At 50.8% G+C, this 21,095-nt stretch carries 21 protein-coding genes; 8 read left to right on the plus strand and 13 right to left on the minus strand.

Annotated elements, in window-relative coordinates; all coding sequences use genetic code 11:
• Nucleotides 1-253: 253 nt before the first annotated feature.
• Nucleotides 254-883, plus strand: coding sequence for a DUF4142 domain-containing protein (locus AC4BAN_RS08915; protein WP_490564049.1), 630 nt, complete (start codon nucleotides 254-256; stop codon nucleotides 881-883).
• 30 nt (nucleotides 884-913) lie between these two features.
• Here AC4BAN_RS08915 and AC4BAN_RS08920 read toward each other — a convergent pair whose 3' ends face one another.
• Together AC4BAN_RS08920 and AC4BAN_RS08925 are read right to left on the minus strand one after the other, a co-directional pair.
• Nucleotides 914-1,468 (minus strand): arylesterase, encoded by a 555-nt coding sequence (locus tag AC4BAN_RS08920; RefSeq protein WP_490564050.1) that lies wholly within the window; start codon nucleotides 1,466-1,468, stop codon nucleotides 914-916.
• A gap of 81 nt (nucleotides 1,469-1,549) precedes the next feature.
• A complete protein-coding gene (locus AC4BAN_RS08925) occupies nucleotides 1,550-2,002 on the minus strand; it encodes a ferritin-like domain-containing protein (protein ID WP_490564051.1) in 453 nt (150 codons plus the stop codon).
• Nucleotides 2,003-2,297: 295 nt separating this feature from the next.
• Here AC4BAN_RS08925 and AC4BAN_RS08930 point away from each other — a divergent pair, with 295 nt between their 5' ends.
• Both AC4BAN_RS08930 and ggt read left to right on the plus strand, forming a co-directional pair.
• Entirely contained in the window at nucleotides 2,298-4,379 is a 2,082-nt protein-coding gene (locus tag AC4BAN_RS08930) for a carboxy terminal-processing peptidase (RefSeq protein ID WP_490564052.1), read from the plus strand.
• 84 nt (nucleotides 4,380-4,463) lie between these two features.
• On the plus strand, nucleotides 4,464-6,212 hold the full coding sequence (ggt, locus tag AC4BAN_RS08935) for a gamma-glutamyltransferase (RefSeq protein ID WP_490564053.1): 1,749 nt from the start codon (nucleotides 4,464-4,466) through the stop codon (nucleotides 6,210-6,212).
• Nucleotides 6,213-6,326: 114 nt separating this feature from the next.
• Here ggt and AC4BAN_RS08940 read toward each other — a convergent pair whose 3' ends face one another.
• Together AC4BAN_RS08940 and AC4BAN_RS08945 are read right to left on the minus strand one after the other, a co-directional pair.
• On the minus strand, nucleotides 6,327-7,283 hold the full coding sequence (locus tag AC4BAN_RS08940) for a T9SS type A sorting domain-containing protein (RefSeq protein WP_490564054.1): 957 nt from the start codon (nucleotides 7,281-7,283) through the stop codon (nucleotides 6,327-6,329).
• A gap of 223 nt (nucleotides 7,284-7,506) precedes the next feature.
• Entirely contained in the window at nucleotides 7,507-8,664 is a 1,158-nt protein-coding gene (locus AC4BAN_RS08945) for a trans-sulfuration enzyme family protein (protein ID WP_490564055.1), read from the minus strand.
• Between the two features lie 254 nt (nucleotides 8,665-8,918).
• Here AC4BAN_RS08945 and AC4BAN_RS08950 point away from each other — a divergent pair, with 254 nt between their 5' ends.
• Together AC4BAN_RS08950 and lysS are read left to right on the plus strand one after the other, a co-directional pair.
• A complete protein-coding gene (locus AC4BAN_RS08950; protein WP_490564056.1) occupies nucleotides 8,919-9,947 on the plus strand; it encodes a hypothetical protein in 1,029 nt (342 codons plus the stop codon).
• 164 nt (nucleotides 9,948-10,111) lie between these two features.
• Nucleotides 10,112-11,659: a lysine--tRNA ligase gene (gene lysS, locus AC4BAN_RS08955; RefSeq protein ID WP_490564057.1), complete on the plus strand. Its 1,548-nt coding sequence runs from the start codon at nucleotides 10,112-10,114 to the stop codon at nucleotides 11,657-11,659.
• A gap of 74 nt (nucleotides 11,660-11,733) precedes the next feature.
• Here lysS and AC4BAN_RS08960 read toward each other — a convergent pair whose 3' ends face one another.
• From AC4BAN_RS08960 to AC4BAN_RS08970, 3 genes are all read right to left on the minus strand, one after another.
• Complete coding sequence (locus AC4BAN_RS08960) at nucleotides 11,734-12,174, minus strand: YtxH domain-containing protein (RefSeq protein ID WP_490564058.1); 441 nt, start codon at nucleotides 12,172-12,174, stop codon at nucleotides 11,734-11,736.
• A 261-nt stretch (nucleotides 12,175-12,435) separates the two neighbouring features.
• Nucleotides 12,436-12,756: a YtxH domain-containing protein gene (locus AC4BAN_RS08965; protein WP_490564059.1), complete on the minus strand. Its 321-nt coding sequence runs from the start codon at nucleotides 12,754-12,756 to the stop codon at nucleotides 12,436-12,438.
• A 166-nt stretch (nucleotides 12,757-12,922) separates the two neighbouring features.
• Nucleotides 12,923-13,363: a CsbD family protein gene (locus AC4BAN_RS08970; RefSeq protein ID WP_490564060.1), complete on the minus strand. Its 441-nt coding sequence runs from the start codon at nucleotides 13,361-13,363 to the stop codon at nucleotides 12,923-12,925.
• A 199-nt stretch (nucleotides 13,364-13,562) separates the two neighbouring features.
• On the opposite strand from AC4BAN_RS08970, the gene AC4BAN_RS08975 reads away from it, so the two are divergent.
• The 3 genes from AC4BAN_RS08975 (at nucleotide 13,563) to AC4BAN_RS08985 (ending at nucleotide 15,831) form a co-directional block, all read left to right on the plus strand.
• Complete coding sequence (locus AC4BAN_RS08975; RefSeq protein WP_490564061.1) at nucleotides 13,563-13,796, plus strand: Kazal-type serine protease inhibitor family protein; 234 nt, start codon at nucleotides 13,563-13,565, stop codon at nucleotides 13,794-13,796.
• A gap of 34 nt (nucleotides 13,797-13,830) precedes the next feature.
• The gene (locus AC4BAN_RS08980; RefSeq protein ID WP_490564062.1) at nucleotides 13,831-14,202 is read left to right on the plus strand and encodes a cupin domain-containing protein; all 372 of its coding nucleotides are present in this window, start codon (nucleotides 13,831-13,833) and stop codon (nucleotides 14,200-14,202) included.
• Between the two features lie 135 nt (nucleotides 14,203-14,337).
• Nucleotides 14,338-15,831: a M28 family peptidase gene (locus tag AC4BAN_RS08985; RefSeq protein WP_490564063.1), complete on the plus strand. Its 1,494-nt coding sequence runs from the start codon at nucleotides 14,338-14,340 to the stop codon at nucleotides 15,829-15,831.
• A 176-nt stretch (nucleotides 15,832-16,007) separates the two neighbouring features.
• Here the strand turns inward: AC4BAN_RS08985 and AC4BAN_RS08990 are convergent, their stop codons facing one another.
• The 6 genes from AC4BAN_RS08990 to AC4BAN_RS09015 form a co-directional block, all read right to left on the minus strand.
• On the minus strand, nucleotides 16,008-16,820 hold the full coding sequence (locus tag AC4BAN_RS08990) for an enoyl-ACP reductase FabI (protein WP_490564064.1): 813 nt from the start codon (nucleotides 16,818-16,820) through the stop codon (nucleotides 16,008-16,010).
• A 57-nt stretch (nucleotides 16,821-16,877) separates the two neighbouring features.
• A complete protein-coding gene (recN, locus tag AC4BAN_RS08995; protein ID WP_490564065.1) occupies nucleotides 16,878-18,557 on the minus strand; it encodes a DNA repair protein RecN in 1,680 nt (559 codons plus the stop codon).
• 129 nt (nucleotides 18,558-18,686) lie between these two features.
• A complete protein-coding gene (locus AC4BAN_RS09000; protein ID WP_490564066.1) occupies nucleotides 18,687-18,917 on the minus strand; it encodes a hypothetical protein in 231 nt (76 codons plus the stop codon).
• A gap of 72 nt (nucleotides 18,918-18,989) precedes the next feature.
• Nucleotides 18,990-19,895 (minus strand): type IX secretion system protein PorD, encoded by a 906-nt coding sequence (porD, locus tag AC4BAN_RS09005; RefSeq protein WP_490564067.1) that lies wholly within the window; start codon nucleotides 19,893-19,895, stop codon nucleotides 18,990-18,992.
• Entirely contained in the window at nucleotides 19,888-20,550 is a 663-nt protein-coding gene (gene coaBC, locus AC4BAN_RS09010; RefSeq protein ID WP_490564068.1) for a bifunctional phosphopantothenoylcysteine decarboxylase/phosphopantothenate--cysteine ligase CoaBC, read from the minus strand. The genes porD and coaBC overlap by 8 nt, the downstream gene beginning before the upstream one ends.
• Entirely contained in the window at nucleotides 20,531-21,091 is a 561-nt protein-coding gene (locus AC4BAN_RS09015; protein WP_490564069.1) for a flavoprotein, read from the minus strand. The genes coaBC and AC4BAN_RS09015 overlap by 20 nt, the downstream gene beginning before the upstream one ends.
• Between the last annotated feature and the right edge of the window lie 4 nt (nucleotides 21,092-21,095).

Here is a 21,095-nt window from a genome sequence, read left to right on the forward strand (position 1 = left end):
GCCTGCCTGCTCATTAGAGCAGGCAGGCTTTTTAATGGGTCTTGCTGTAGCCTGCGTTCTGTTTCCCTTTATTCAAAATGAGAAGTTGATGGTGGAAGGCAATGGATTCTACCTTAATCCATTACCAATACCCTTTTCATGGCTAAACCTGTACGATCTACAACCTCTTCGAAACTTAGCCCGGCACAGGGCAAACAATTTGCGCCCTAACCGTATGCAACAGGTATACACGTATCTCTAAATCCCGTAAACTATGAAAAATCAAATATTAACCATAGTGTGCTCTCTTCTGATATGTAGTTTTAATGCCTGCAATTCAGGGCAAAACGAAAATATAGCGGATGAAACGGAAAATGGTGCTATTGTAGCCGGAGCAGATTCTACTTTAACGCCGGAGCGGCAGACCTTTTTTACGACTGCCGTACGCAATATAATGCTGCAAAAAGATTTGGCCCGCCTGGCGCTCGAAAAAAGTGAAACCCAAAACGCAAAAGCATACGGGCAGGACCTGCTGAATTGGGCTACCACTAAAGAAAACGAGCTGCAGGATCTTTCGAAGCGTTATAGCGTGGCACTGCCGCAAGAACTTGACGAAGATCAAAGAAAATTTTTGAATGACATGCGCCAGGAGAAAGCAACCAACTATAAGTATGACCTGGAGCTATGGGACACGCTAAAGGACTCACAGAAAGATGCTATCGATGATTTCGACGATGCCCTGGAGGGTGTAAGGCAGGCAGATGCATCCGCTTTCACGCTTTGGGCGCGCACCACCCAAAAAGAATTACGGGCCCACATGGAGCAGGCAGCCGCCTACGAACTTGAACTCAAAAACAGAGACGGCGGCATTTCGGAGCAAGTAGTGGAGGAGGCAAATAATTAGGCCTTTAAAGTATGGCTCAGGCGTAGGTGTTTATTTTGTTAACAGGTCTTTCAACGCCCCCCACATGTGGTTGGCCAGAATTACCTGACCGGCGGCGTTCGGGTGTATACCATCGGGCAAGTTTAAATGAGGCATCCCCACCACGCCTTCCAGTAAAAAAGGAATAAACGAGATATTATTTTCCAGAGCCAGTTCCCGAAACAACTTTCTGAACTCCGCCGCATATCGCCCGGGCACAATAGCGGGTATCTCCATCCCTGCCAACAAAATTTTAGCATCCGGCGATTGCAATTTCACTTTATCAATGATCTGCTGCAGGTTCTGCTTGGTTTCACGGGCCGGAATGCCCCGTAAGCCGTCGTTTGCCCCCAGGGCAAGCACAAAAACAGCAACGGGTGTGTGCAGCCAGTAGTCCAGCCGGTGCAGTCCGTTAGCAGTGGTATCTCCGCTCTGGCCTGCGTTAATGGCTTGGTAATCATATCCATTCTGCTGCAGTTTTTCTTGCACCAAACTCGGGTAAGCCTGCGAAGCAGGCAGGCCATAGCCTGCTGTCAGGCTATCTCCAAAAAAGAGTATTCGTTGCATTGTTTTACGCTGATCTTATAGACGCTAAAAAAAATGGGCTGCCATGTGTGGCAACCCATTTCAAAGAAATATTTATTTTACTTAATCTGCTGATTCCTTCATCTGGCGTAGGCGCTCGCAGGTAGCCAGCGAGGTTTGCTTCTGCTTTTCTACCATTTGCACTACGTTCTGAGGCAACTCCGCTTTGTGATCCAGGGCATCGTTGTAGGCTTTCTGAGCCCATTCTTCCCCGTAAATGTTAGACTCAATTACTGATTCCTCATCGCTTCCGGTAACGGTCCCTTTTACATCCATCCAGCCACGGTAAATTTTGCCCTTAGCAGTCGTGCCGCTCTCCGGGTCTCCGCCGTAGCTGCTAATGGTGCTGTTTATCTCGTTCGAGAATCTTGTACTCTGATTCACCAGATCCTTGTAGTACGACTGGTGCGCGGGGTCTTTGGTTATCTTAGCCGCATGCTTGTAGCCTTCAATCCGGTCGTTCACAAATTGATTAAGTTCCTGTAATACATCTACTGTTTTATCCTTGTCATTCATAGCTTTTAAATATTTAGTTCTTACAAATGGAAACGAAAAAACCTGACTTAGAGTTATAATAAACAATAGCACACGGCTGTGTGTTATGTGTAAATCCTGACCGTGCGCGGCAGCGGGCATAAGGCTGTTTTACTTATAGCCCAGGCTATGGAATTAAAAGTAATTATGCTACATTACGTACTATAAGCCACTAATTTAAAAATCTCACTAATAAGCGGCACTACTTTTGCGTTCACTAAACAGGTTCAACATATTTAACTAGATGCTATCATTGACAACCAGATTCAAAATAATATTGTCGGTACTCGCAGTTGTTTTACTGACAGGCTCCTTTATACTTTACAATAAGTCTGATGGAACCCCGGAAGGCAAGAACGAGATCCTGATCAAGGCCCTGATGCAGGGCTTAAGTACCGGACACTATCGGCCTGAAAAAATAGATGACGCTTTTTCTAAAAAAGCCTTTAAGCTGTACCTGGAGCGGTTAGATTACAACAAGAAGTTTTTACTGGCTTCGGATGTTGAGAAGCTAAGCCAGTACGAGAATGCCATCGACGATCAGTTGCGCGCGGGCTCTTACGAGCTTTTTGATGTATCGTCCGCACTCATAGCACAACGCGTTCAGGAGTCTGCCGCTTTCTACAAGGACATTCTGGCTAAGCCTTTCGATTTTTCTAAAGCCGAAACCATTGAGCTGGATGGCAAGAAGCTCTCTTACGCCAAAGACAAGGCCGCTCTGAAAGAGGAATGGAGAAAGCAGTTGAAGTACCAGACCCTGGTACGGTTGGCCGACATGCAAAAAGAGCAGGAAAAGGCCCTTGCTAAAGACAGCAAAACGGAGAAAAAGAGTTTTGAGCAGATGGAAAAAGAAGCGCGCGAAAAACTCACCAAAACATACGATGACCTCTACACACGCCTTGCAAAGGTAAACACCGAAGACCGTAGATCCACTTACATCAACGCCATTGCAAACGTGTACGATCCGCACACGGGCTATTTCCCACCAAAGGCCAAGTCTGATTTCGACATCGAGTTTACAGGACGCCTGGAAGGCATAGGCGCCTCTTTACAGGAAAAAGACGGACAGATCAAGGTAATGGAAATAGTGCCGGGCAGCCCGTCGTATGTACAAGGCGACCTGAAGCCCAACGACGCTATACAGAGAGTAGCACAAGGCCCTAATGAGCCTGTGGTGATCGAAGGCATGCGCCTCGATGACGCTATTCAGCTGATTCGTGGTAAAAAAGGCACAGAGGTTCGCTTAACGGTTAAAAAGCCTGATGGCTCTACCAAGGTTATTCCTATTGTTAGGGATGTGATCGTGTTCGAGGAAACCTATGCGCAGTCTGCCATGATCAACGACAAGGAGAAAATTGGCTACATCAAACTTCCGGGCTTTTATGCCGACTTCGAGCGCAATGGCGGCCGCAACAGTGGGGCCGATGTGAAGAAAGAAGTAGAGAAACTGAAAGCCGCCGGCATGAAAGGCCTTATCCTGGACCTGCGTAATAACGGCGGCGGTTCTCTTTCGGATGCCGTAGAAATGGCCGGCCTCTTTATCGACAAGGGCCCGATCGTGCAGGTGAAAACGGCTGCCGGAAGAGCCATTGTGTTAGAAGACCGCGATCCGCAGATACAGTATGACGGCCCGCTGACTATTTTAGTGAATTCCAACAGTGCCTCTGCTTCGGAGATTTTAGCAGCTGCTATGCAGGATTACAAGCGTGCCGTAATTATTGGCAGTCCTACATATGGCAAAGGCACCGTGCAGCAGTTCTTTGAGCTTGACGATGCGTTACCGTCGCAGTTTGATGCTTTTAAACCGTTTGGCGCCCTTAAACTAACCACCCAGAAGTTCTACAGGATAAATGGTGGCACCACGCAGCTTCGGGGCGTTACGCCTGATGTGATCTTGCCTGATGTGTACAGTTACCTGGAGTTTGGCGAAAAAGAGCAGGATTACCCGCTGCCTTTTGATGAAATAACCCCGGCCAAGTATAAAACCTGGATGAATAGCAAGATCAATGTGGCGCAGGTGCAGGCTAACAGCCGCCAGCGGGTTTCGAACAGTAAATCGTTCAGCTTGATTAAAGACAGTGCAGAACGGCTGAAGAGACAAGCCGACAACACGGTTCGTTCGCTGCAGTTTGACAAATACCTGGCGGAAGAAAGAAAGTCAGAGGCGGAGGCCAAGCGCTATGAGGAAGCACAGAAAGACGTGCCAGTGCTAAACGTGAACCGCCTGCAGCAGGACCTGACAGCAATGGGCTCTGATACGGCACAGGCCGCTCGAAACAAAGAATTCCTGAAAAGCATAAAAAAGGATATCTACGTTGAAGAGGCAGTAGCCGTCATTCAGCAGGACCTTAAAAAGTAAGGAGTAAGATCTTGTAAAAGCGCCAGCTATGAACAGTAGCTGGCGCTTTTTTTTATATATTTAGGGCTAACCCAACCTCGCATCATGCTTAAAACTAACCTTTACGTCACCCCCCGACCTGGCCACACCTTCCTTCGGGCCTGGTTTATGTTACTGGCCTTCGCTCCGGTGTTGCTGAGCAGTTGCACCGGCACGCTTAATCAGAAAGCCGACACGGGGCTTGGTTATACGACCGAGAAAGCCATGGTCGTATCTGCCCACCCCGAGGCTTCGCGTATCGGGATGGAGATCATGCGGAAAGGCGGCAACGCCTACGATGCTGCCGTAGCCACTCAATTTGCGCTGGCTGTTGTTTTGCCCGCAGCCGGAAACATTGGCGGAGGGGGCTTTTTGGTTTACCGCGACAATAACGGAAATACCGGCTCGCTGGATTACCGCGAAACGGCCCCTGCGGCTGCCTCCGAAACCATGTACCAGGATAAAGCCGGCAAGGTAGTGGATGGCCTGAGTACAGCCGGGCACCTGGCTGCCGGGGTGCCCGGCACGGTGGATGGCATGTACCGGGTGCACCAGAAATTGGGATCCCTGCCCTGGGCCGATCTTGTGCAACCTGCCATCGATTTGGCCCGAAACGGCGTGGTGCTAACCGAGAAAGAAGCCGCCGGCCTCAACAATACCAAAGCAATGTTTGTGAAGTATAACAACTTCCGGCCACATCTGGTGCAGGACCAGCCCTGGAAAGCAGGCGACGTACTGCGCCACAGCGACCTTGCCCAAACCCTGGAGCGTATCCGAGACCAAGGCAGAGATGGCTTTTACACTGGCGAAACGGCTGACCTGCTCGTGCAGGAGATGCAAAAGGGCGGCGGCATTATCACGAAGCAGGACCTGGCAAAGTACGCCGCCGTGTGGCGCCAGACAGTTATAGGCAAGTATAAAAACTACAAAGTCATCTCCATGGCCCCGCCCTCCAGCGGCGGCGTGGCCCTGCTGCAACTGCTCACCATGGTAGAGGCCTACCCCATCGGCAAGTATGGCTGGCAAAGCCCCGAGGCAATCCAACTGATGACGGAAGCCGAACGCCGCGTGTTCGCTGACCGGGCCACCTACCTGGGCGACCCCGATTTTGTGACGGTGCCCGTGGAGCAGTTGCTTGATCCGGCTTACCTGAAAAACAGGATGAGCTCCGTAGACCTAGCCCGGGCAACTGCCTCCGCCGACATCAAAGCCGGTGCGTTGCCCGTTCACGAGTCAGAGCAAACCACGCACTTCAGTATTGTGGACGCCGCTGGCAACGCAGCATCCGTTACAACCACCCTTAATGGCGGCTATGGCTCCAAAGTGGTGGTACAAGGCGCTGGCTTTCTGCTGAACAACGAGATGGACGACTTCAGTGTGAAGCCCGGCGAGCCGAACATGTACGGCCTGGTAGGCGGGAAAGCCAACGCCATTGCTCCGGGCAAGCGCATGCTCAGCTCCATGACCCCCACCATACTTGAAAAAGACGGCAAGCTCTTCATGGTGGTCGGGACACCCGGTGGCTCCACGATCATCACCTCTGTTTACCAGGCCATACTGAACGTTGTCGCGCATAACATGACCATGCAACAGGCTGTGGCTGCTCCCCGCTTTCATCACCAATGGCTGCCCGATGAAATCCAGCACGAACCGGAGGCCATCAGCCCGACAGTGCGGGCCATTCTCCGGAAAAAAGGCTATACCCTTCAGGAAAGAGGACCTTATGGCAGAGTGGATGGTATACGCGTGTTGCCTAACGGAAACCTGGAGGCAGGTGCCGACCCACGCGGGGACGATGCCGCTGCCGGTTTCTAGCATGCACAAGTACCAAATAAAAACAGAAGCGCCTGCCGAATACCGGCTATAAAAAAGAGTCCTGCCGCTGTTTCAGCGGCAGGACTCTTTAAAAAGTAAGTAAGAAGAGTTGATTTAGTTCTTCATTAACTTCGTCTGGTAAATGTCTTTTCCGGCTGCCACGTTCACGAAGAACATTCCTTTAGGCAAAGAAGCCATTTTCTCGTTCAGCGACTGCTGCACCTTTGCCTGGCTACCAGTAGCCTGCAAAAGCACTTTTCCTTCTACAGAGTATACCGTCAGGTTTACTTTCTGATCCGCAACATGGCCAGGGAGTGACAAACTTACATTTTGATTCTGCATTGGGTTCGGGTAAACACTGAACATGCCTTTGGTAGCATCTGCAATACCAGTGGTGGTGGCTTCACTTATAACAATGTTATCCAAAGCTATACCATCGCGCGCGCCACTTGCTCCTGCAACTACCACCTCATAAGTTGCCCAACGCAGTTGCACTTCCGGTTTGTCCTCGGCGGCTGCGGGCAGGCTAACCATAAACGCCTGCACATTCCCCTCTGCTGACTTGTTCTCACTGCTATAGTCTGACTCAGCTATGGTAGTCCAGGCCCCGGCATTGCCGACCCTGTACTGCAGGGTAACCCCCACGGCGCGCGGCTGGTCGTTTACCAGTTCCACGTCATAAGCGATGCTGATGTTAGACTTACCCGTTGTATTAACGGCGGCGGCGATCTGGTTGGCCCTGCTGCCTGTCAGCTGGATATAGAGCCTGTTATTATTGTTAAGGGTGTAGTTGTACACATTGCTGCTACTGGTTTGCTTCGCTGCGGTAGCCAAAATAGGCGCATCGGCACTAGGCGAAGAGGCTTCGGCCCCGGCCTTGGAGTTTTGAAAATCGCTGAACCAGGCGGCAATGCCGTTAGGCAGCACTGTTGTGCTTTGCATGCTGCTGAAATTTGTGCTGAATGGCAGGTTTTGTGCTGCCGGATTAGCTTGTCCTTGCGCATCAACGCCAATAAAAAATGCAAAGCCTACAATCGCAAGGACAGAAACTTTTTGTAAATGTTTGATCATAAAAGGTAGAAGTTAGATATTGATTAGGTTGATTTTCTGTTGAAACAAACTTCCTGTAACCGCGCAGCCACACAGAGCCGCTGCTCACAAAACGCTTGAAATAATATACAAATCTAATCTGAATTTTAATATCTAGTGTTATCTCTATATTAAAATTTTACCTGACTTACAGACTTTTATCAAAATTATAGCCTACACGTTAAGAAACCGATTATTCTGCCGGTTAAACTACCTGCAATGCCTGCTCCAGATCCTGAACCAGGTAATCCGGCTCCTCCAGGCCAATGTAAAACCGCACCAGGCTAAAGGGCAACCCCGGTTTTAAACCCCCTTTGGTATAAGAGGCCGCAATCGGGAAGATAAGCGACTCATGCCCACCCCAGGAGGCAGCCATGAGAAAGTGCTGCAGTTGGTCGCAAAACCTCTCTACCCGGTTGATGTCGTCTGTTTTCAGCAAGATGGAGAACTGCCCTGAGTTGTTGCGCATTTGCCGCTGTGCCAGCTCATACTGCGGGTGTGTCGGTGAAAAAGGGAAGTATACTTTCTCAACTTTCGGGTGCTGCTCCAGGTAGGCCACCACCCTGCGGGTAGAGGCAGCAATGCGCTCCATCCGGACAGGGAGCGTCCGTAAACCCCGGATCAGTAGCCAGGCGTCGTGCGGCGACATAACCGCACCCAGCGTCATGAACTCCCGCTCGAATATCCTGTTAATTTCTTCCCGGGTGCCGCAGATAATGCCCCCCATCACATCAGAATGCCCACCGATATACTTGGTGCAGGAATGCACCACCAGGTCTGCGCCAAACTGCAGGGGGTTTTGGTTGACGGGGCTGGCGTAACTGTTATCGATGATCGTGCTGCAGCCGTGCTCCTTGGCAAGCGCTGCCACTGCGGCGATATCCTGCAGCTCAAACGTATAGGAGTTCGGGCTTTCCAGGTACAGTAGCCTGGTGTTGGGCCGGATGGCGTTGCGGTAGTTTGCAGTGTCCGTGGCATCGATCATACTTACCTCCACCCCAAAACGGGGCAAAAACTTTTGCATCAGGGCATTGGTCCAGGTGTAGGGTTTTTGCACGCACACCACATGGTCGCCTGCCTTTACCCGCGAAAGTACGGCAGCCGACACGGCAGCGATGCCACTTCCGAAAGCGATGGCATGTTCAGCACCCTCCAGCGCCGCCACCTTTTTCTCCAGAATAGTTACTGTAGGATTATTGCCCCTTGTGTACAAATGCGCCTCCGTTTCATGCTGTAGCATGTAGCGCATTTCGGCCACAGTTTTACAGGCGAAATTGCTTGTCTGGATAATAGGCGGGGCAACGGCATTGTAATAATTCTGCCGCTCCTCCCCTAGCTCGTTTAGTATGTATGATAAATCCATGTCACCAGTTTTTATACCGTCAAAAAAATTGATCTTGAAACTCTGATTATCCTTGACTTTTCATCTTTAAACCACCCCCTCAAACCCTCTTTACGCATTCTGAAAAACTAGCATCCAAAGCCAAGAAAAAAATATTTTAATTCTGGCTAAATCATGAATTATATAATTGATAATCAGCCATTTAAATACCTAATTTATGAATCGATTTAATCCCTTTTATGCAACTGTAAATGCCTCATAATTGTTATAAAACCATGAGAGAGAAAGCAGAAGAAAACGTGATCCGGATCGGGCAGCAGGAGCAGGCTGAGCTGGATAAGGAATGGCATAAATCCATTCCGGCGCAGGTATTTTTGAACTACTTTTTTGCGATCAATTATCACCTGAAAACCTCTGAGGACAATGGACTGGAGCAACTGGCTTTTCTGCGGGAAACACAGGCTACCCTTAGTGAGCAGGACCTTGAAACAGTAAAGCGTCACCTGGTAAACAGCTGGAATACGGAGTATGCGTTGCGGGCTACGGCAGAACTCGGAGACGAGGCGTACATGCGCAACGCCCTGCACTGGACATTCCCGCAGGCTTATTACGCTGTGTTTGCGAGTCTGCAGGCCTTTTTGTGTACGCGTGGCATGAAAACTAACAACGAAGACTGGATCTTGCGCGAGGCCGGCAGGCTGGTGGTTAAAAACGCCTATCCCCGAGCCATGGGCTTTTATGCTTCGGGCCATTACGGCCATTTTAACGTGCATCGTTTGCCCCTGGCCCACTATAAGCCCGGCTTGCAGATTGCAGGCAAAGAGTTGGAGGCGCAGGCGCAGGTAGGCCAGTTTCTGCGTACTACCCGGAAACAAAAGGCAAAGGCCGTACGGCAGCATGTGCAGGCCAACCCTGCCACCGCCATCCGCAGCAGTAAGTCAGGCGAGGTGCTGCAAAAGTTCAGTCCGCAGCACTGGCAGCAGCTTACCTGGCGCATAGGCTACACTACCCTGTTCGACCTGATGGCACGGCTGCGTATTTCAACCTCACACCGCGAGATTGAGCGTTTCGTGCAGGCCGAAATAGACTTCAAACTTTTCCATGAGTCGCTGCTGGAGATCGTGAGTTATCTGAATGGCATACACGAGAGCTATGTGGCCCTGGCCATGGGGGTGCAGCAGTACGATGCCTTTGTAAAAGAACTGCCGCAGTACCTGCAAAACTCCTTTGTAGCAGCCAGGTTTCAGAAGCAGATCAGGCCGCTTTTTGGGGAAGAGGATTACGAGTTTGGTCAGGCTGCGTAACAATAGCCAAACCATACATACTTCAGGCACCTGCAGGTTTATACTTGCAGGTGTTTTGGTTTAGGGTACAGGCGCTCAACAATTAACAATTAACTGTTTAAAAGCTGCCGATTATTTCCCAATTTTGCGCTTTGATATACACGACACACTTTTAGTATAATTGCATGCAACTGAGCGAACAGGAACTACGCAGACGCCACGAGCGCGAAGAGCTGGAAAAAATGGGCATCAACCCGTATCCCTCTGAAACATTTGAAGTTACTGCCACTGCAAAAGAGATAAAGGAAAATTTCGATACCGAGAAGAACAACTACCAGGAAGTAACGCTGGCAGGGCGTTTAATGAGCCGCCGCATTATGGGCAAAGCCTCTTTTGCCGAGCTGATGGACAGCACAGGCCGCATCCAGCTCTATGTTTCCAGAGACGATATCGCTCCCGACGAGAACAAGGAGATGTATAACACCGTGTTCAAGAAAATGCTTGATATCGGCGACTTCATCGGGATCAAAGGGTATGTTTTCGTGACGCAGGTAGGTGAAACGTCGGTGCACGTAACCGAGCTGAAAGTACTCACCAAATCGTTGAAGCCACTGCCGATTGTAAAGCGTGAGGTAGACGAGAATGGCGTGGAGCATGTGTATGATGCCTTCAGCGACCCTGAATTGCGCTACCGCCAGCGCTACGTAGACATGATTGTGAACCCGGATGTACGCGAGACGTTCAGAAAACGTACGCAGCTGGTGAACTCCATGCGGCAATACCTGAGCGGCCAAGGCTACCTTGAAGTAGAGACCCCTATCCTGCAGCCGCTGTACGGTGGTGCTGCGGCGCGTCCGTTTAAAACGCACCACAATACCCTGGACATGACGCTGTACCTGCGCATTGCCAACGAGTTATACTTAAAGCGCCTGATCGTGGGTGGTTTCGACGGCGTGTTCGAGTTTGCCAAAGACTTCCGCAACGAAGGCATGAGCCGCTTCCATAACCCCGAGTTTACCCAGGTGGAGCTGTATGTAGCCTACAAGGATTACAACTGGATGATGGAACTGGTAGAGGAAATGGTAGAGAAAGTAGCCCTGGACCTGCACGGAACAACCCAGGTACAGGTGGGCGAGCATATGATCAACTTCCAGCGCCCCTGGAAGCGCTTTACCATGTTTGAAGCCATCGAGCACTTCACCAAGATCGATATCTCCAGTATGGAGGAGCCGGAGCTTCGCCAAACGGCGGAGAAGCTGGGCATTAAAATAGACCCTACCCTAGGCAAAGGAAAGATCATTGACGAGATATTCGGCGAAACCTGTGAGCCTTACCTCATCCAACCGACCTTTATCACCGACTATCCTGTGGAAATGAGTCCGCTTGCCAAAAAGCACCGCGACAAGCCGGGGCTGGTAGAGCGCTTTGAGGCCATTTGTAACGGCAAGGAAATCTGTAACGCCTTCTCCGAGCTGAACGACCCGATCGATCAGCGTGCTCGCTTTGAGGAGCAGCTGGAACTGGGCAAGCGTGGCGATACAGAGGCCATGGTGCTGGACGAGGACTTCCTGCGCGCCCTGGAATACGGCATGCCGCCTACCGCCGGGCTTGGCATCGGTATAGATCGACTGAGCATGATCATGACCAACTCGCACTCCATTCAGGATGTCCTGTTCTTCCCACAGATGAAGCCTGAGAAGCAGGATAAGAAAGACGAGGAGAAAGCAAAATAGTTTGTGCGAAACGCAATTAAAAAGGGCTTCCTGCAAATGCAGGAAGCCCTTTTTAATTTTAAGAAATTATCTGTTTATAAACCCGGTGTGTTGCGGGCGTCGTTTTCCATGTTTTTAACATCACGATCACTCCACTTCGTTTCGTCGGTGTAAGGGCTCTTGTGTTTATTGCCGCTCAGGTTCGGGTTTATGTAAACCTCTTTGCTTTTACCGGTACCTGTCAACTCTTCCACTTTAGATTTTGTGGCGGTATAGCCCTTGCTCACCTGGTCGCCTAACTTAGAGGCCGACTCAGCAACTTTTTTACGGGTAACTTTTCCTTTATCAGGTGCCAGCAACACCCCTGCGATAGCACCGGCAGCAGCGCCTGCCAGTAATCCGACAGCAATTTTGCCGCCTCCGCTGCTCTTCCCTTTCGAGGAAGTATCTTTCTGCTTCAATTGGCGCACCGACGAGTTTGTATTGTATGTTGATTTATTTTCTCCTAATGATCTGCATTCCATTTCTGTTCTCATAGTGGTATAGGTCTTATTAATTTGATTAAAAAAATGTTTGCCTGAGGCAAAAGTATACCTTTTATAACGGGAGAGCAGCCCGAAGGTTAGCTATTCAACTACCGCTTAAAAACAAAAAGCGCTTGCTCTGATTAGAGCAAGCGCTTTTGCTGGAGTGCACAATAGCCGCCTCAGCGAGTAACTGTCACGTGAACAGCAACTCCGGCTTCACCTGATAATAGGCGCACACTTCAAAAATAAATTTATCTTCCGAAGAAGTAACTAGGCGTTTCCACCCGTAGAACCACCTGTGCTTCCTGCACCAGAGGTGCTCGATGAACCGGAGCCAGACGTTTTACCTGATGTGCTGCCACTGGCATTCTTGCCAGATCCTGACATGCCCAGGCTTTCGCTCATATTCTTGATTTCATCCAGGCCAACCTGCAGGTTTTTCTCCAGGTCTTTGCTCATTTTTCCAGCCCACTTCTTTACGCTTCCGCGCGTTACTTCACCAGTATCAGGGGCCATAAGCAGTCCGGCAATTACGCCTGCACTAGCACCAGCCAGAAGGGCCAAAAGTACTTTTCCGCTGTTATCTTTCATAGTTTCTATTGATTATAATTTTATAAAGTTTTCTGATTATAGTATGTTTTGTAATAACGTGCATGTATTGCATTAAGTTATATCTATAATGCAGAATACTATTATAACTCGTTTTAACGTTTAAAAAAACACCCCTAAAGCGTGCAATGGGGTTCTAAAAGCCGTTTTAACCTATATGCAGTTCTGAAAAAAGCCTTACCACCTCGTCTTTCGTCTTACCCAGGCGCTTTTGGATACGGCTTAGTAGCTCATTCTCGTTTCCTTCCTGATAGGATAGATCCTCTTCGGTCAGTTCATCGTAATTCTGCTTTAACTGCAGTTTCACATCATCCCAGGAGCCATGCATCACCAACTGCTCCTCCTCTTCTGCCTGACCCTGGCCGAGCTTTGATTTAAGGGTCTCTGTCCAGCTTTTCATGGTAGTATTCAGGTCCTCCCCTGCTTTAGAGAGACTGCGCATCACGCTGTCGCGGGTAGTTTTCCCATTCTCGGGGGCCAACAGCATGGCTGCCGCCACACCTGCTCCAATACCGGCCAGTGTGGCCATTAATATTTTACCGCTATCGTTGTTTCTGTTATTCATACTTTTGTTCTTTTTCTTTTCCATGTTTCTATTCGTTTAGGTGCATCCTCACAACTCCCACGCTCCACTTATATCCTTGCAGAAAAGAGGATAGTGTAAATTAATTTAGATAATTTCACGCTTCAAATATCATACGGCTGCCAACTTAGTTGGTTAATTTATACCACAAACCAGCGGGAAGCGTATACCTCCTGTAATTTAAGCAAGCATCAATTTATAGTTTATGAAGATAGCAACGGCAGCCCTGGCGCTTTTGGTAATCGGCAGTTCCTGCATCAACAACAAGCAGGACGTGGCGCCCTGCATCGATGCCAGTAGCAGCAACCCCGACCTGGTGTGCAACATGCAGTACGACCCCGTCTGTGGTTGCGATGGCAAAACATACGGCAACGCATGCGAGGCTGAACGGGCTGGCGTTACAAGCTATACCCCGGGAACTTGCTTCTCTAAAAAATAAAAACGAAATCTATCCGCAAATTCATCATTCCACAATGAGCGATAAAAAATACATTAAGCAAACCAATCCGTTTCGGGTGCCTACCACCGACGGGAAGTTAATTGAAGAGCACTTCGGCCATGCCTCTACACGCACCGATGGATTCAGCATTGCTCACATGATTGCCCCGCCCAACTGGAGCGAGCCCCACCAGAACCCCGAGTTCGACGAGGTGACCATCGTACTGAGAGGGCGCAAGGTAATTGAGATTGACGGGGAGGAAGTGGAAGTGAATGCCGGCGAATCTATCCTGATCAAAGCCGGAAGCCGGGTGCGCTATGCCAATCCCTTTAACGAAGAAACCGAGTACTGGTCGGTGTGTGTGCCCGCCTTCGACATTGGCACAGTAAACCGCGAAGAGGACTAATTTAACCGGCGCGCCCTCCCTTGCTTGGGGAGGCAGAATGAATTCTAAAAGACGTTGTGCCGCGTTAATCACACATTGTATAAAGTGGTTTACACCCTTTTCAACCTTAAAAGTATGCTTAAAACCTGTACAAATATGCTTCTCTCTGCAGCACTGCTCGTGGCCTGCAGCCCAAAAGAAACGCCTGCCAGCGCAACAACCTCTACAACTGCCGCATCCGCTAGTGCTACCCCTCCTGCCTTTACCGCCATCACAGAAAGCGAGCTGCGCCAGGACTTATTTGCACTCGCCAGCGACGACATGCGCGGCAGAAGGGCAGGCTCGGCCGATGAGCTTCGCGCAGCTGCCTGGGTAGCCGAGCAGGCCCGGAGAGCTGGTTTAAAACCGGCCGGCGACGACAGTACTTATTTTCAGTTCTTCCCGATCCATCGCGTGCGCGTGGCAGACAGCGGCCAGCTTAAAATCGGGGCAACTTCTTTGGGTTTGTGGAAAGATGCCTGGGTGGTATCGCCAGTGCAGGCGCGCGTGAATGCGCCCGTGGTATGGCTGAACACCCTGGCTGACACAGCAAAGTATAATTTAAAAGGCAAAGTGATCGCTATGCCGCTGCAGGCCCCTAACCCGTTGCCCGTGGCAAACATTAGTTTAAGAGGCTACCGGTATACTTTAGCGGCGGTGCGCCAGCAAAACAACGCCCTGAAGAACCAGGGTGCTGCCGCGATTGTGCTGGTAACCGACCCAACCGCGGAGGAAAGCCTCGCTTTTGCCGGCCACGGATTGGAAGAAGGGCAGTACCTGCTCGAAAAACCTGCAACACCCCGTAGCAATACGCCTGTAATCCTTGTGAAACAAGCCACCGCCCCACAACTAAAGCAGGCAAAAACCATTTTCTCGGCTGACCTTACACTGGAAAGCTATGTGTACCCATCTGTAAATGTGGTTGCCGTTGCCCTTGGAGCGGATGCAAGGCTCAAAGATGAGTTCGTACTTTATAGCGGGCACCACGACCACGATGGCATCGGCACTCCTATTGCCGGAGATTCCATCTGGAACGGCGCCGACGACAACGCCAGCGTAAGCGTGGCCATGCTGGCCATAGGTCGCGCCTGGGTAGAAAACCCCGGCAAACGCTCGGCTCTTTTTGTGTGGCATGGCGCCGAGGAGCGCGGACTGCTGGGCTCACGTTGGTTTGTAGCGCACCCTACTGTAAATAAAAACGCGATCGTGGCCGTGCTCAACGCCGACATGATTGGCCGCAACGCACCAGACAGTGCCGCACTGCTGGGCTCTACCTTGCCGCATCGCAACTCCACCACCCTGGTAGACTGGGCCCTGCAGGCAAACAAACAGTACACTAATTTTACGGTAGATACCAGCTGGGATGATGTGAAGCACCCGGAGGGCTGGTACTTCCGGAGCGATCACCTTCCGTATGCCCGGGCAGGAATACCGGCCATTTTCTTCACCACACTGCTTCACCCGGACTACCACACGCCCAAAGATGAAGCCGCAGGGATAGACATCGAAAAGCTGGCCAAAATGACACGCTGGATGTACGCCACTGGCTGGTCTGTTTCGCAGGCGGACCAACGGCCTGCCGTTGATCCGGGCTTTAAACTGGAGCGCTAAATTCAGCAAACGCTCTTATTTAGATAGCCAGGTAACTCGTTTGCATATACGGGAGCCGGCATTCGTATCAGGCATCAATAAAACAGGAAGGCCTTTGCTACACAAGCAAAGGCCTTCCTGTTTTATACTTCAAGTTAAGTAACTCTTCTGGACTTTTATACCCAGCTGCTTTTCCTTTATTTGTTGATCATATCAATGATGCCTTCCGAGATGCCCATGCTGCTGAAGCCGCCATCGTGCATCAGGTTTTGCATGGTAACCATTTTGGTCAGGTCAGAGAACAAGGTAACGCAATAGTCGGCGCAGGCCTCTGCAGACGCATTGCCTAACGGAGACATTTTATCGGCATACTCATAAAACACATCAAAGCCACCCACACCCGTTCCGGCAGTGGTTTTGGTAGGCGACTGAGAGATGGTGTTAACCCGGATGTTTTTCTGCTGCCCTAAACGGTAGCCGTAGTTACGCGCAATAGACTCCAGCACTGCCTTCGCCTGCGACATATCGGTATAATCAGGGAACACGCGCTGGGCCGCGATGTAAGAGAGGGCCACAATGGAGCCCCACTCGTTCATGGCATCCAGTTTCTCGGCAACCGCCATTACCTTATGGAAAGACAAGGCAGACACGTCCAGCGTTTTCATGAACCAGTCGTAGTTCAGGTCGCCGTATGACTTGCCTTTGCGGATGTTCGGGCTCATACCAATGGAGTGCAGCACAAAGTCTATCTTACCACCTAAAATCTCCTGCGCCTTGTTAAACAGGTTCTCCAGCTCTGCCACAGAGGTTGCATCTGCAGGAATGATTTGCGCATCGCAAGCCTCGGCCAGCTTATTTATCTCACCCATGCGCATGGCAAGCGGGGCATTGGTCAACACAAACTCGGCACCTTCTTCTTTTGCGCGCATGGCTACCTTCCAGGCAATGGATTTCTCATCCAGGGCTCCGAAAATAATCCCTTTCTTTCCTTTTAGCAGATTATAGGACATGTCTTTCTCGTTGTTTTAGAATTCAATGGTTTAAGTCGGCAATATAACAATAAGTCGTTACAGTGAAAGCAACTCTTTCGCACTTTGGTAGGCATTGGCGCTTGGATTAGCACCTGCTATCATGTGTGCGATCTCGTTCACGCGTTCTTCGTCGCTTAGTTTTTTGATGCGGCTGATGGTGCGGTCTTCGGTATCGTGCTTGTACACAAAGTAATGCGCATTGCCCTGTGCTGCTATCTGGGGCAGGTGCGAAATAGCGATGATCTGGTGTTTCAGGGCCATTTGCTGCATCATCTTGCCCACTTTCACGGCTACTTCCCCCGAAATTCCGGTATCGATCTCGTCGAACACGATGGTGGGAAAGGCCGTTTTATCAGCCAGCATGTACTTTACACTCAGCATCAGGCGGGAGAACTCACCGCCCGAGGCCGCCTTCACCAGCGACTGGGGCTGGGCACCCTTGTTGGCGCTGAAAAGTATACTGATCTCATCGGTGCCGGTGGCAGTCGGGGCTGTGTCGCCATGTTGAATCACAATGCGGGCATTGGGCATGCCTAGTTCCGCCAGCAGGGCGTACAGCTCTTTCTCAAAATGGCCAAAGGATGCCTTACGGCGCTCAGACAGTACGGCAGCTTTTTCCAAAACCTCCACCTCTGCCTGTTGCATGGCCTTCTGCGTAGTGGCGATGGCCGCATCCAGGTTCAGCACGCTCCCTACTTTGCCTTGCAGGTCGCGTTGCATCTCCAGCAGTTCTGCAATTGTTTGCACCTGGTGCTTGCGCTGCAATGTATAAATCAGGTTTAAGCGCTCCTGCACTTCCACAATGCGCTCCGGGTCGGCTTCGGTGTTTCGCTCCGCATCTTCCAGCTCTCCGGCAATATCGCCGAGCTCGATCATGCAGCTTTCTGTACGCGCGCGCAACTCTTCATACTTAGCCGAGAATTGGGCCAGCTGCCCGATCAGGTGCGCCGTGTCTTTCAGGGCGGAGGTGATATTAAACTCCGACTCTGTTAAGTGCTGCACTGCCTGTGTCAGTTTGAGCTTGATGTCCTCGGCGTTTTCCAGCTGCTTCAGTTCGCTTTCCAGTTCTTCCTGCTCCGGCTCCTGCAAGCCGGCCTCTTCCAGCTCGCTGAGCAAAAAGGTATGATAATCCAGCTCTTTCTGCGCCTGGGCCAGTTGGTTTTCCAGTTTCCTGTAATCAGCAGTCAGCTTATTATACTTGCGGTACGAGGTATTGTAATCGTTGAGGTAAGACAGGTTTCCGGCATAAATATCCAGTGAGGTATTGCCAGCGTACACGTCCAGGATGTTCAGCTGATAGCTGGTGTCACCCAACTGCAGCGTGTCGTGCTGCGAGTGGATATCCATCAGGTTCTCGCCAATCTTGCGGATCACGTCCAGCGTTACCGGGGTGTCGTTCACAAAAGCCCGGGATTTGCCACTCGGGCTTATCTCGCGGCGCAGAATGCACTGGTTGTCGTAATCCAGATCCTCCGACACAAAAACCTCTTTCAGGTTATAGGAGGTAATGTCGAAAACGCCCTCGATCACACATTTCTGCTCCTGGTTGAAAAGCAGTTTAGAGTCGGCACGGTTGCCCAATAACAAACCGATGGCCCCCAGCATGATAGACTTACCCGCCCCCGTCTCGCCTGTAATGATGTTCAGCACCGGCGAGGGGTTCATCTCCAGTTGCTCGATCAGGGCGTAATTTTTTATTTTAAGATCTGTTAGCATAAATTATGACAAAAGAGGATAGACATAAGACACAAGACTTTTGCCTATGCTAAAGTTCGTAAACTTTGTTTTATTTATTGCAGCGTGCAGCAATGTTAACGTAGTGGCAAAAAGCAGCCCGGGTGATACTTAGTAAGGTGTTTCCACATCGTAAATCACCTCTTCCACATCTGCTGTTGCCAGGGCATGTTTCCCGAAACGGAAATCTACCAGCTGCATGCTGCCCGGCCCCAAGGCACTCAGGCTACCGTGCAGCACCACTTTGGAGCGCAACACGACCTGTACCGATTTTTGCCGGACCAGTTCCGGCAGATGTTTCTCTATTTCCTGGTTAAAAATGCGAACCTGGCGTTTGCCCATGGATACAAGTATAAACTCGGCAGCTTTTTCTGCCCCGTGAAGTTACGCTGTTTTGATGAGATTCTAAAAAAATTAGCGCTTTAGCAAAACCTGATATTTGGAGTTGTTGGTGGGGTCTGTCTGTGCCAGAATAGCGTAGGCCTGTTGCTTTTGTGCCGGTGTGGCGTTCCTGAACATGTTTACCAGTTCATCTGACTTCGCATCGAAAAAAGAACGGATAACGGCCGCGTTGGGCTTTTGCTGCTGCAACTGCTGAACGTTCTCCAGTACCTTGATCACCGTTTGCCGCGCCTGCTCCGGATTCTCGATCATCAGGTCAAGGCCCAGGCGGTGCATGCTGTAAAGCCCTTCACGGAACGGCAGAAACTGGGGATCCTGCATGTTATCGATCAGCCAGTAGCGGTTACGGTTGCTGTCAAAGCCTTTCCAGCCCTGGTAACCTGCCCCCTGCGAGGCAGCCAGGTTCAGCACGGCGCGCGCTTTGTCAAAAGCAGGGGCACCGCCCAGTCTGCCAAAGCTGTCGTTGTCCATCCCAATCACCATGTAGGCGTAAAAAGCCAGCATCGACGACAGGTTGGAAGAATAGTTGTTCTCAGCAAAGATCAAGGGTTGGGCATTGCTGAACTGAAAGGTCCAGTCCTTGTCGATGAACGAGAAAAGCGTGGATTCGTAGCCGGTGCCATAAGCCGGCCTGACTGAAACGACCTGCACATTGGCTTTAAACACGCCGATCTCCGGCATCTCGGTCAGGTTGATGAGGAGGCGGCACTTGATGCGCTCATCGGTACGGTAAGGCTGATCAGTCCAGCGGCGGTTGTTCAGGAACTCGTAAATGCGCGTTTGCATATCGGTAAACAGCTGCCGATCTGTGTACTGCACTTGCTCGCTGTTCACCACTACATCGCACTGCAGCTCCTGCGCATTTGCAGCCCACACCGTCAGGCACAATATCAGTACTACAAGTAGTCTCTTAACCATTTATTCTTTCCCAGATCAGGTTTACAATATCTTCGGCCACCTCGGTTTTTGGCTTTAACCCGAAAGCGGTGGTGGCATCTTGTTCAATAACGGTAACTTTGTTGGTGTCGTGTTTAAAGCCAGCCCCTGGGTCGTTAAGGGAGTTGAGCACGATCATGTCCAGGTTTTTCTTGCGCAATTTCTGGCGGGCGTTTTCGCTTTCATTATCTGTTTCCAGGGCAAAGCCAACCGTAAACTGCCCGGCCTGTTTTTCTTTTCCCAGCGCTGCTGCAATGTCAACGTTTTTAACCAGTTCTATGGTCAGCTCGTTCCCTGTTTTCTTTATTTTTTGGGCGGCTGCCACCTTGGGTTTGTAATCGGCCACGGCGGCGGCAAATACCAGCACATCCGCTGTGGCGGCCAGGCCTTTAACGGCCTCGTACATCTGGTCTGCAGTGGTTACCTGCGTAACCTCTACCTGCTGATGCTGCGCTTTCAGGTTCACCGGGCCTGAAACCAGCCTTACCCGCGCCCCAAGCCTGGCAAAGCACTCGGCTAAAGCGTAACCCATTTTACCGGTGGAGTGGTTCCCGATGAATCGCACCGGATCGATGGGCTCGTGGGTGGGTCCTGCTGTGATGAGCACCGTGGTGCCTTTAAACGATCTTTTGATCACCTGAGAAGAAATTTTGAAGCACCTGAACAATCTCCTCCGGCTCTGCCATGCGCCCCTGCCCTACCAGGCCGCTGGCCAGTTCGCCGTGGCCGGCCTCAATAATGCGGTTACCATAGCCCTGCAGTTTCCTGAAATTGCCTTGCACCGCGGGATGCTGGTACATGTCCAGGTCCATGGCGGGGGCAACAAAAACGGGGCAGCGGGCAGAGAGGTAGGTAGCGCTTAGCAGGTTGTCGCAAGAGCCGTTGGCCATTTTCGCCACGGTGTTTGCGCTTGCCGGGGCCACCACCAGGGCATCGGCCCACAGGCCCAGTTCCACGTGGTTGTTCCAGGTGCCTGTGTCGTCTTTAACAAACTGGGTAAGCGCCGGCCTTTTAGAGAGCGTGGCCAAAGTGAGGGGGGTGATAAAGGCAGAAGCAGAAGTGGTCAGGATAACCTGCACTTCTGCTTCTGCTTTCGTGAGTAAGCGCACCAGCACGGCCGCCTTGTAAGCAGCTATACTTCCGCAAACTCCCAGTATTATTTTTTTATGCCGGAGCATAGGC

The organism is Pontibacter sp. GD13, assembly GCF_058216355.1.

Coding starts and splice junctions, on each gene's coding strand:
- AC4BAN_RS08915 (WP_490564049.1), top strand. CDS start 254: ATGAAAAATCAAATATTAACCATAGTGTGCTCTCTTCTGATATGTAGT.
- AC4BAN_RS08920 (WP_490564050.1), bottom strand. CDS start 1,468: ATGCAACGAATACTCTTTTTTGGAGATAGCCTGACAGCAGGCTATGGC.
- AC4BAN_RS08925 (WP_490564051.1), bottom strand. CDS start 2,002: ATGAATGACAAGGATAAAACAGTAGATGTATTACAGGAACTTAATCAA.
- ggt (WP_490564053.1), top strand. CDS start 4,464: ATGCTTAAAACTAACCTTTACGTCACCCCCCGACCTGGCCACACCTTC.
- AC4BAN_RS08940 (WP_490564054.1), bottom strand. CDS start 7,283: ATGATCAAACATTTACAAAAAGTTTCTGTCCTTGCGATTGTAGGCTTT.
- AC4BAN_RS08945 (WP_490564055.1), bottom strand. CDS start 8,664: ATGGATTTATCATACATACTAAACGAGCTAGGGGAGGAGCGGCAGAAT.
- AC4BAN_RS08950 (WP_490564056.1), top strand. CDS start 8,919: ATGAGAGAGAAAGCAGAAGAAAACGTGATCCGGATCGGGCAGCAGGAG.
- lysS (WP_490564057.1), top strand. CDS start 10,112: ATGCAACTGAGCGAACAGGAACTACGCAGACGCCACGAGCGCGAAGAG.
- AC4BAN_RS08960 (WP_490564058.1), bottom strand. CDS start 12,174: ATGAGAACAGAAATGGAATGCAGATCATTAGGAGAAAATAAATCAACA.
- AC4BAN_RS08965 (WP_490564059.1), bottom strand. CDS start 12,756: ATGAAAGATAACAGCGGAAAAGTACTTTTGGCCCTTCTGGCTGGTGCT.
- AC4BAN_RS08970 (WP_490564060.1), bottom strand. CDS start 13,363: ATGGAAAAGAAAAAGAACAAAAGTATGAATAACAGAAACAACGATAGC.
- AC4BAN_RS08975 (WP_490564061.1), top strand. CDS start 13,563: ATGAAGATAGCAACGGCAGCCCTGGCGCTTTTGGTAATCGGCAGTTCC.
- AC4BAN_RS08980 (WP_490564062.1), top strand. CDS start 13,831: ATGAGCGATAAAAAATACATTAAGCAAACCAATCCGTTTCGGGTGCCT.
- AC4BAN_RS08985 (WP_490564063.1), top strand. CDS start 14,338: ATGCTTCTCTCTGCAGCACTGCTCGTGGCCTGCAGCCCAAAAGAAACG.
- AC4BAN_RS08990 (WP_490564064.1), bottom strand. CDS start 16,820: ATGTCCTATAATCTGCTAAAAGGAAAGAAAGGGATTATTTTCGGAGCC.
- recN (WP_490564065.1), bottom strand. CDS start 18,557: ATGCTAACAGATCTTAAAATAAAAAATTACGCCCTGATCGAGCAACTG.
- AC4BAN_RS09000 (WP_490564066.1), bottom strand. CDS start 18,917: ATGGGCAAACGCCAGGTTCGCATTTTTAACCAGGAAATAGAGAAACAT.
- porD (WP_490564067.1), bottom strand. CDS start 19,895: ATGGTTAAGAGACTACTTGTAGTACTGATATTGTGCCTGACGGTGTGG.
- AC4BAN_RS09015 (WP_490564069.1), bottom strand. CDS start 21,091: ATGCTCCGGCATAAAAAAATAATACTGGGAGTTTGCGGAAGTATAGCT.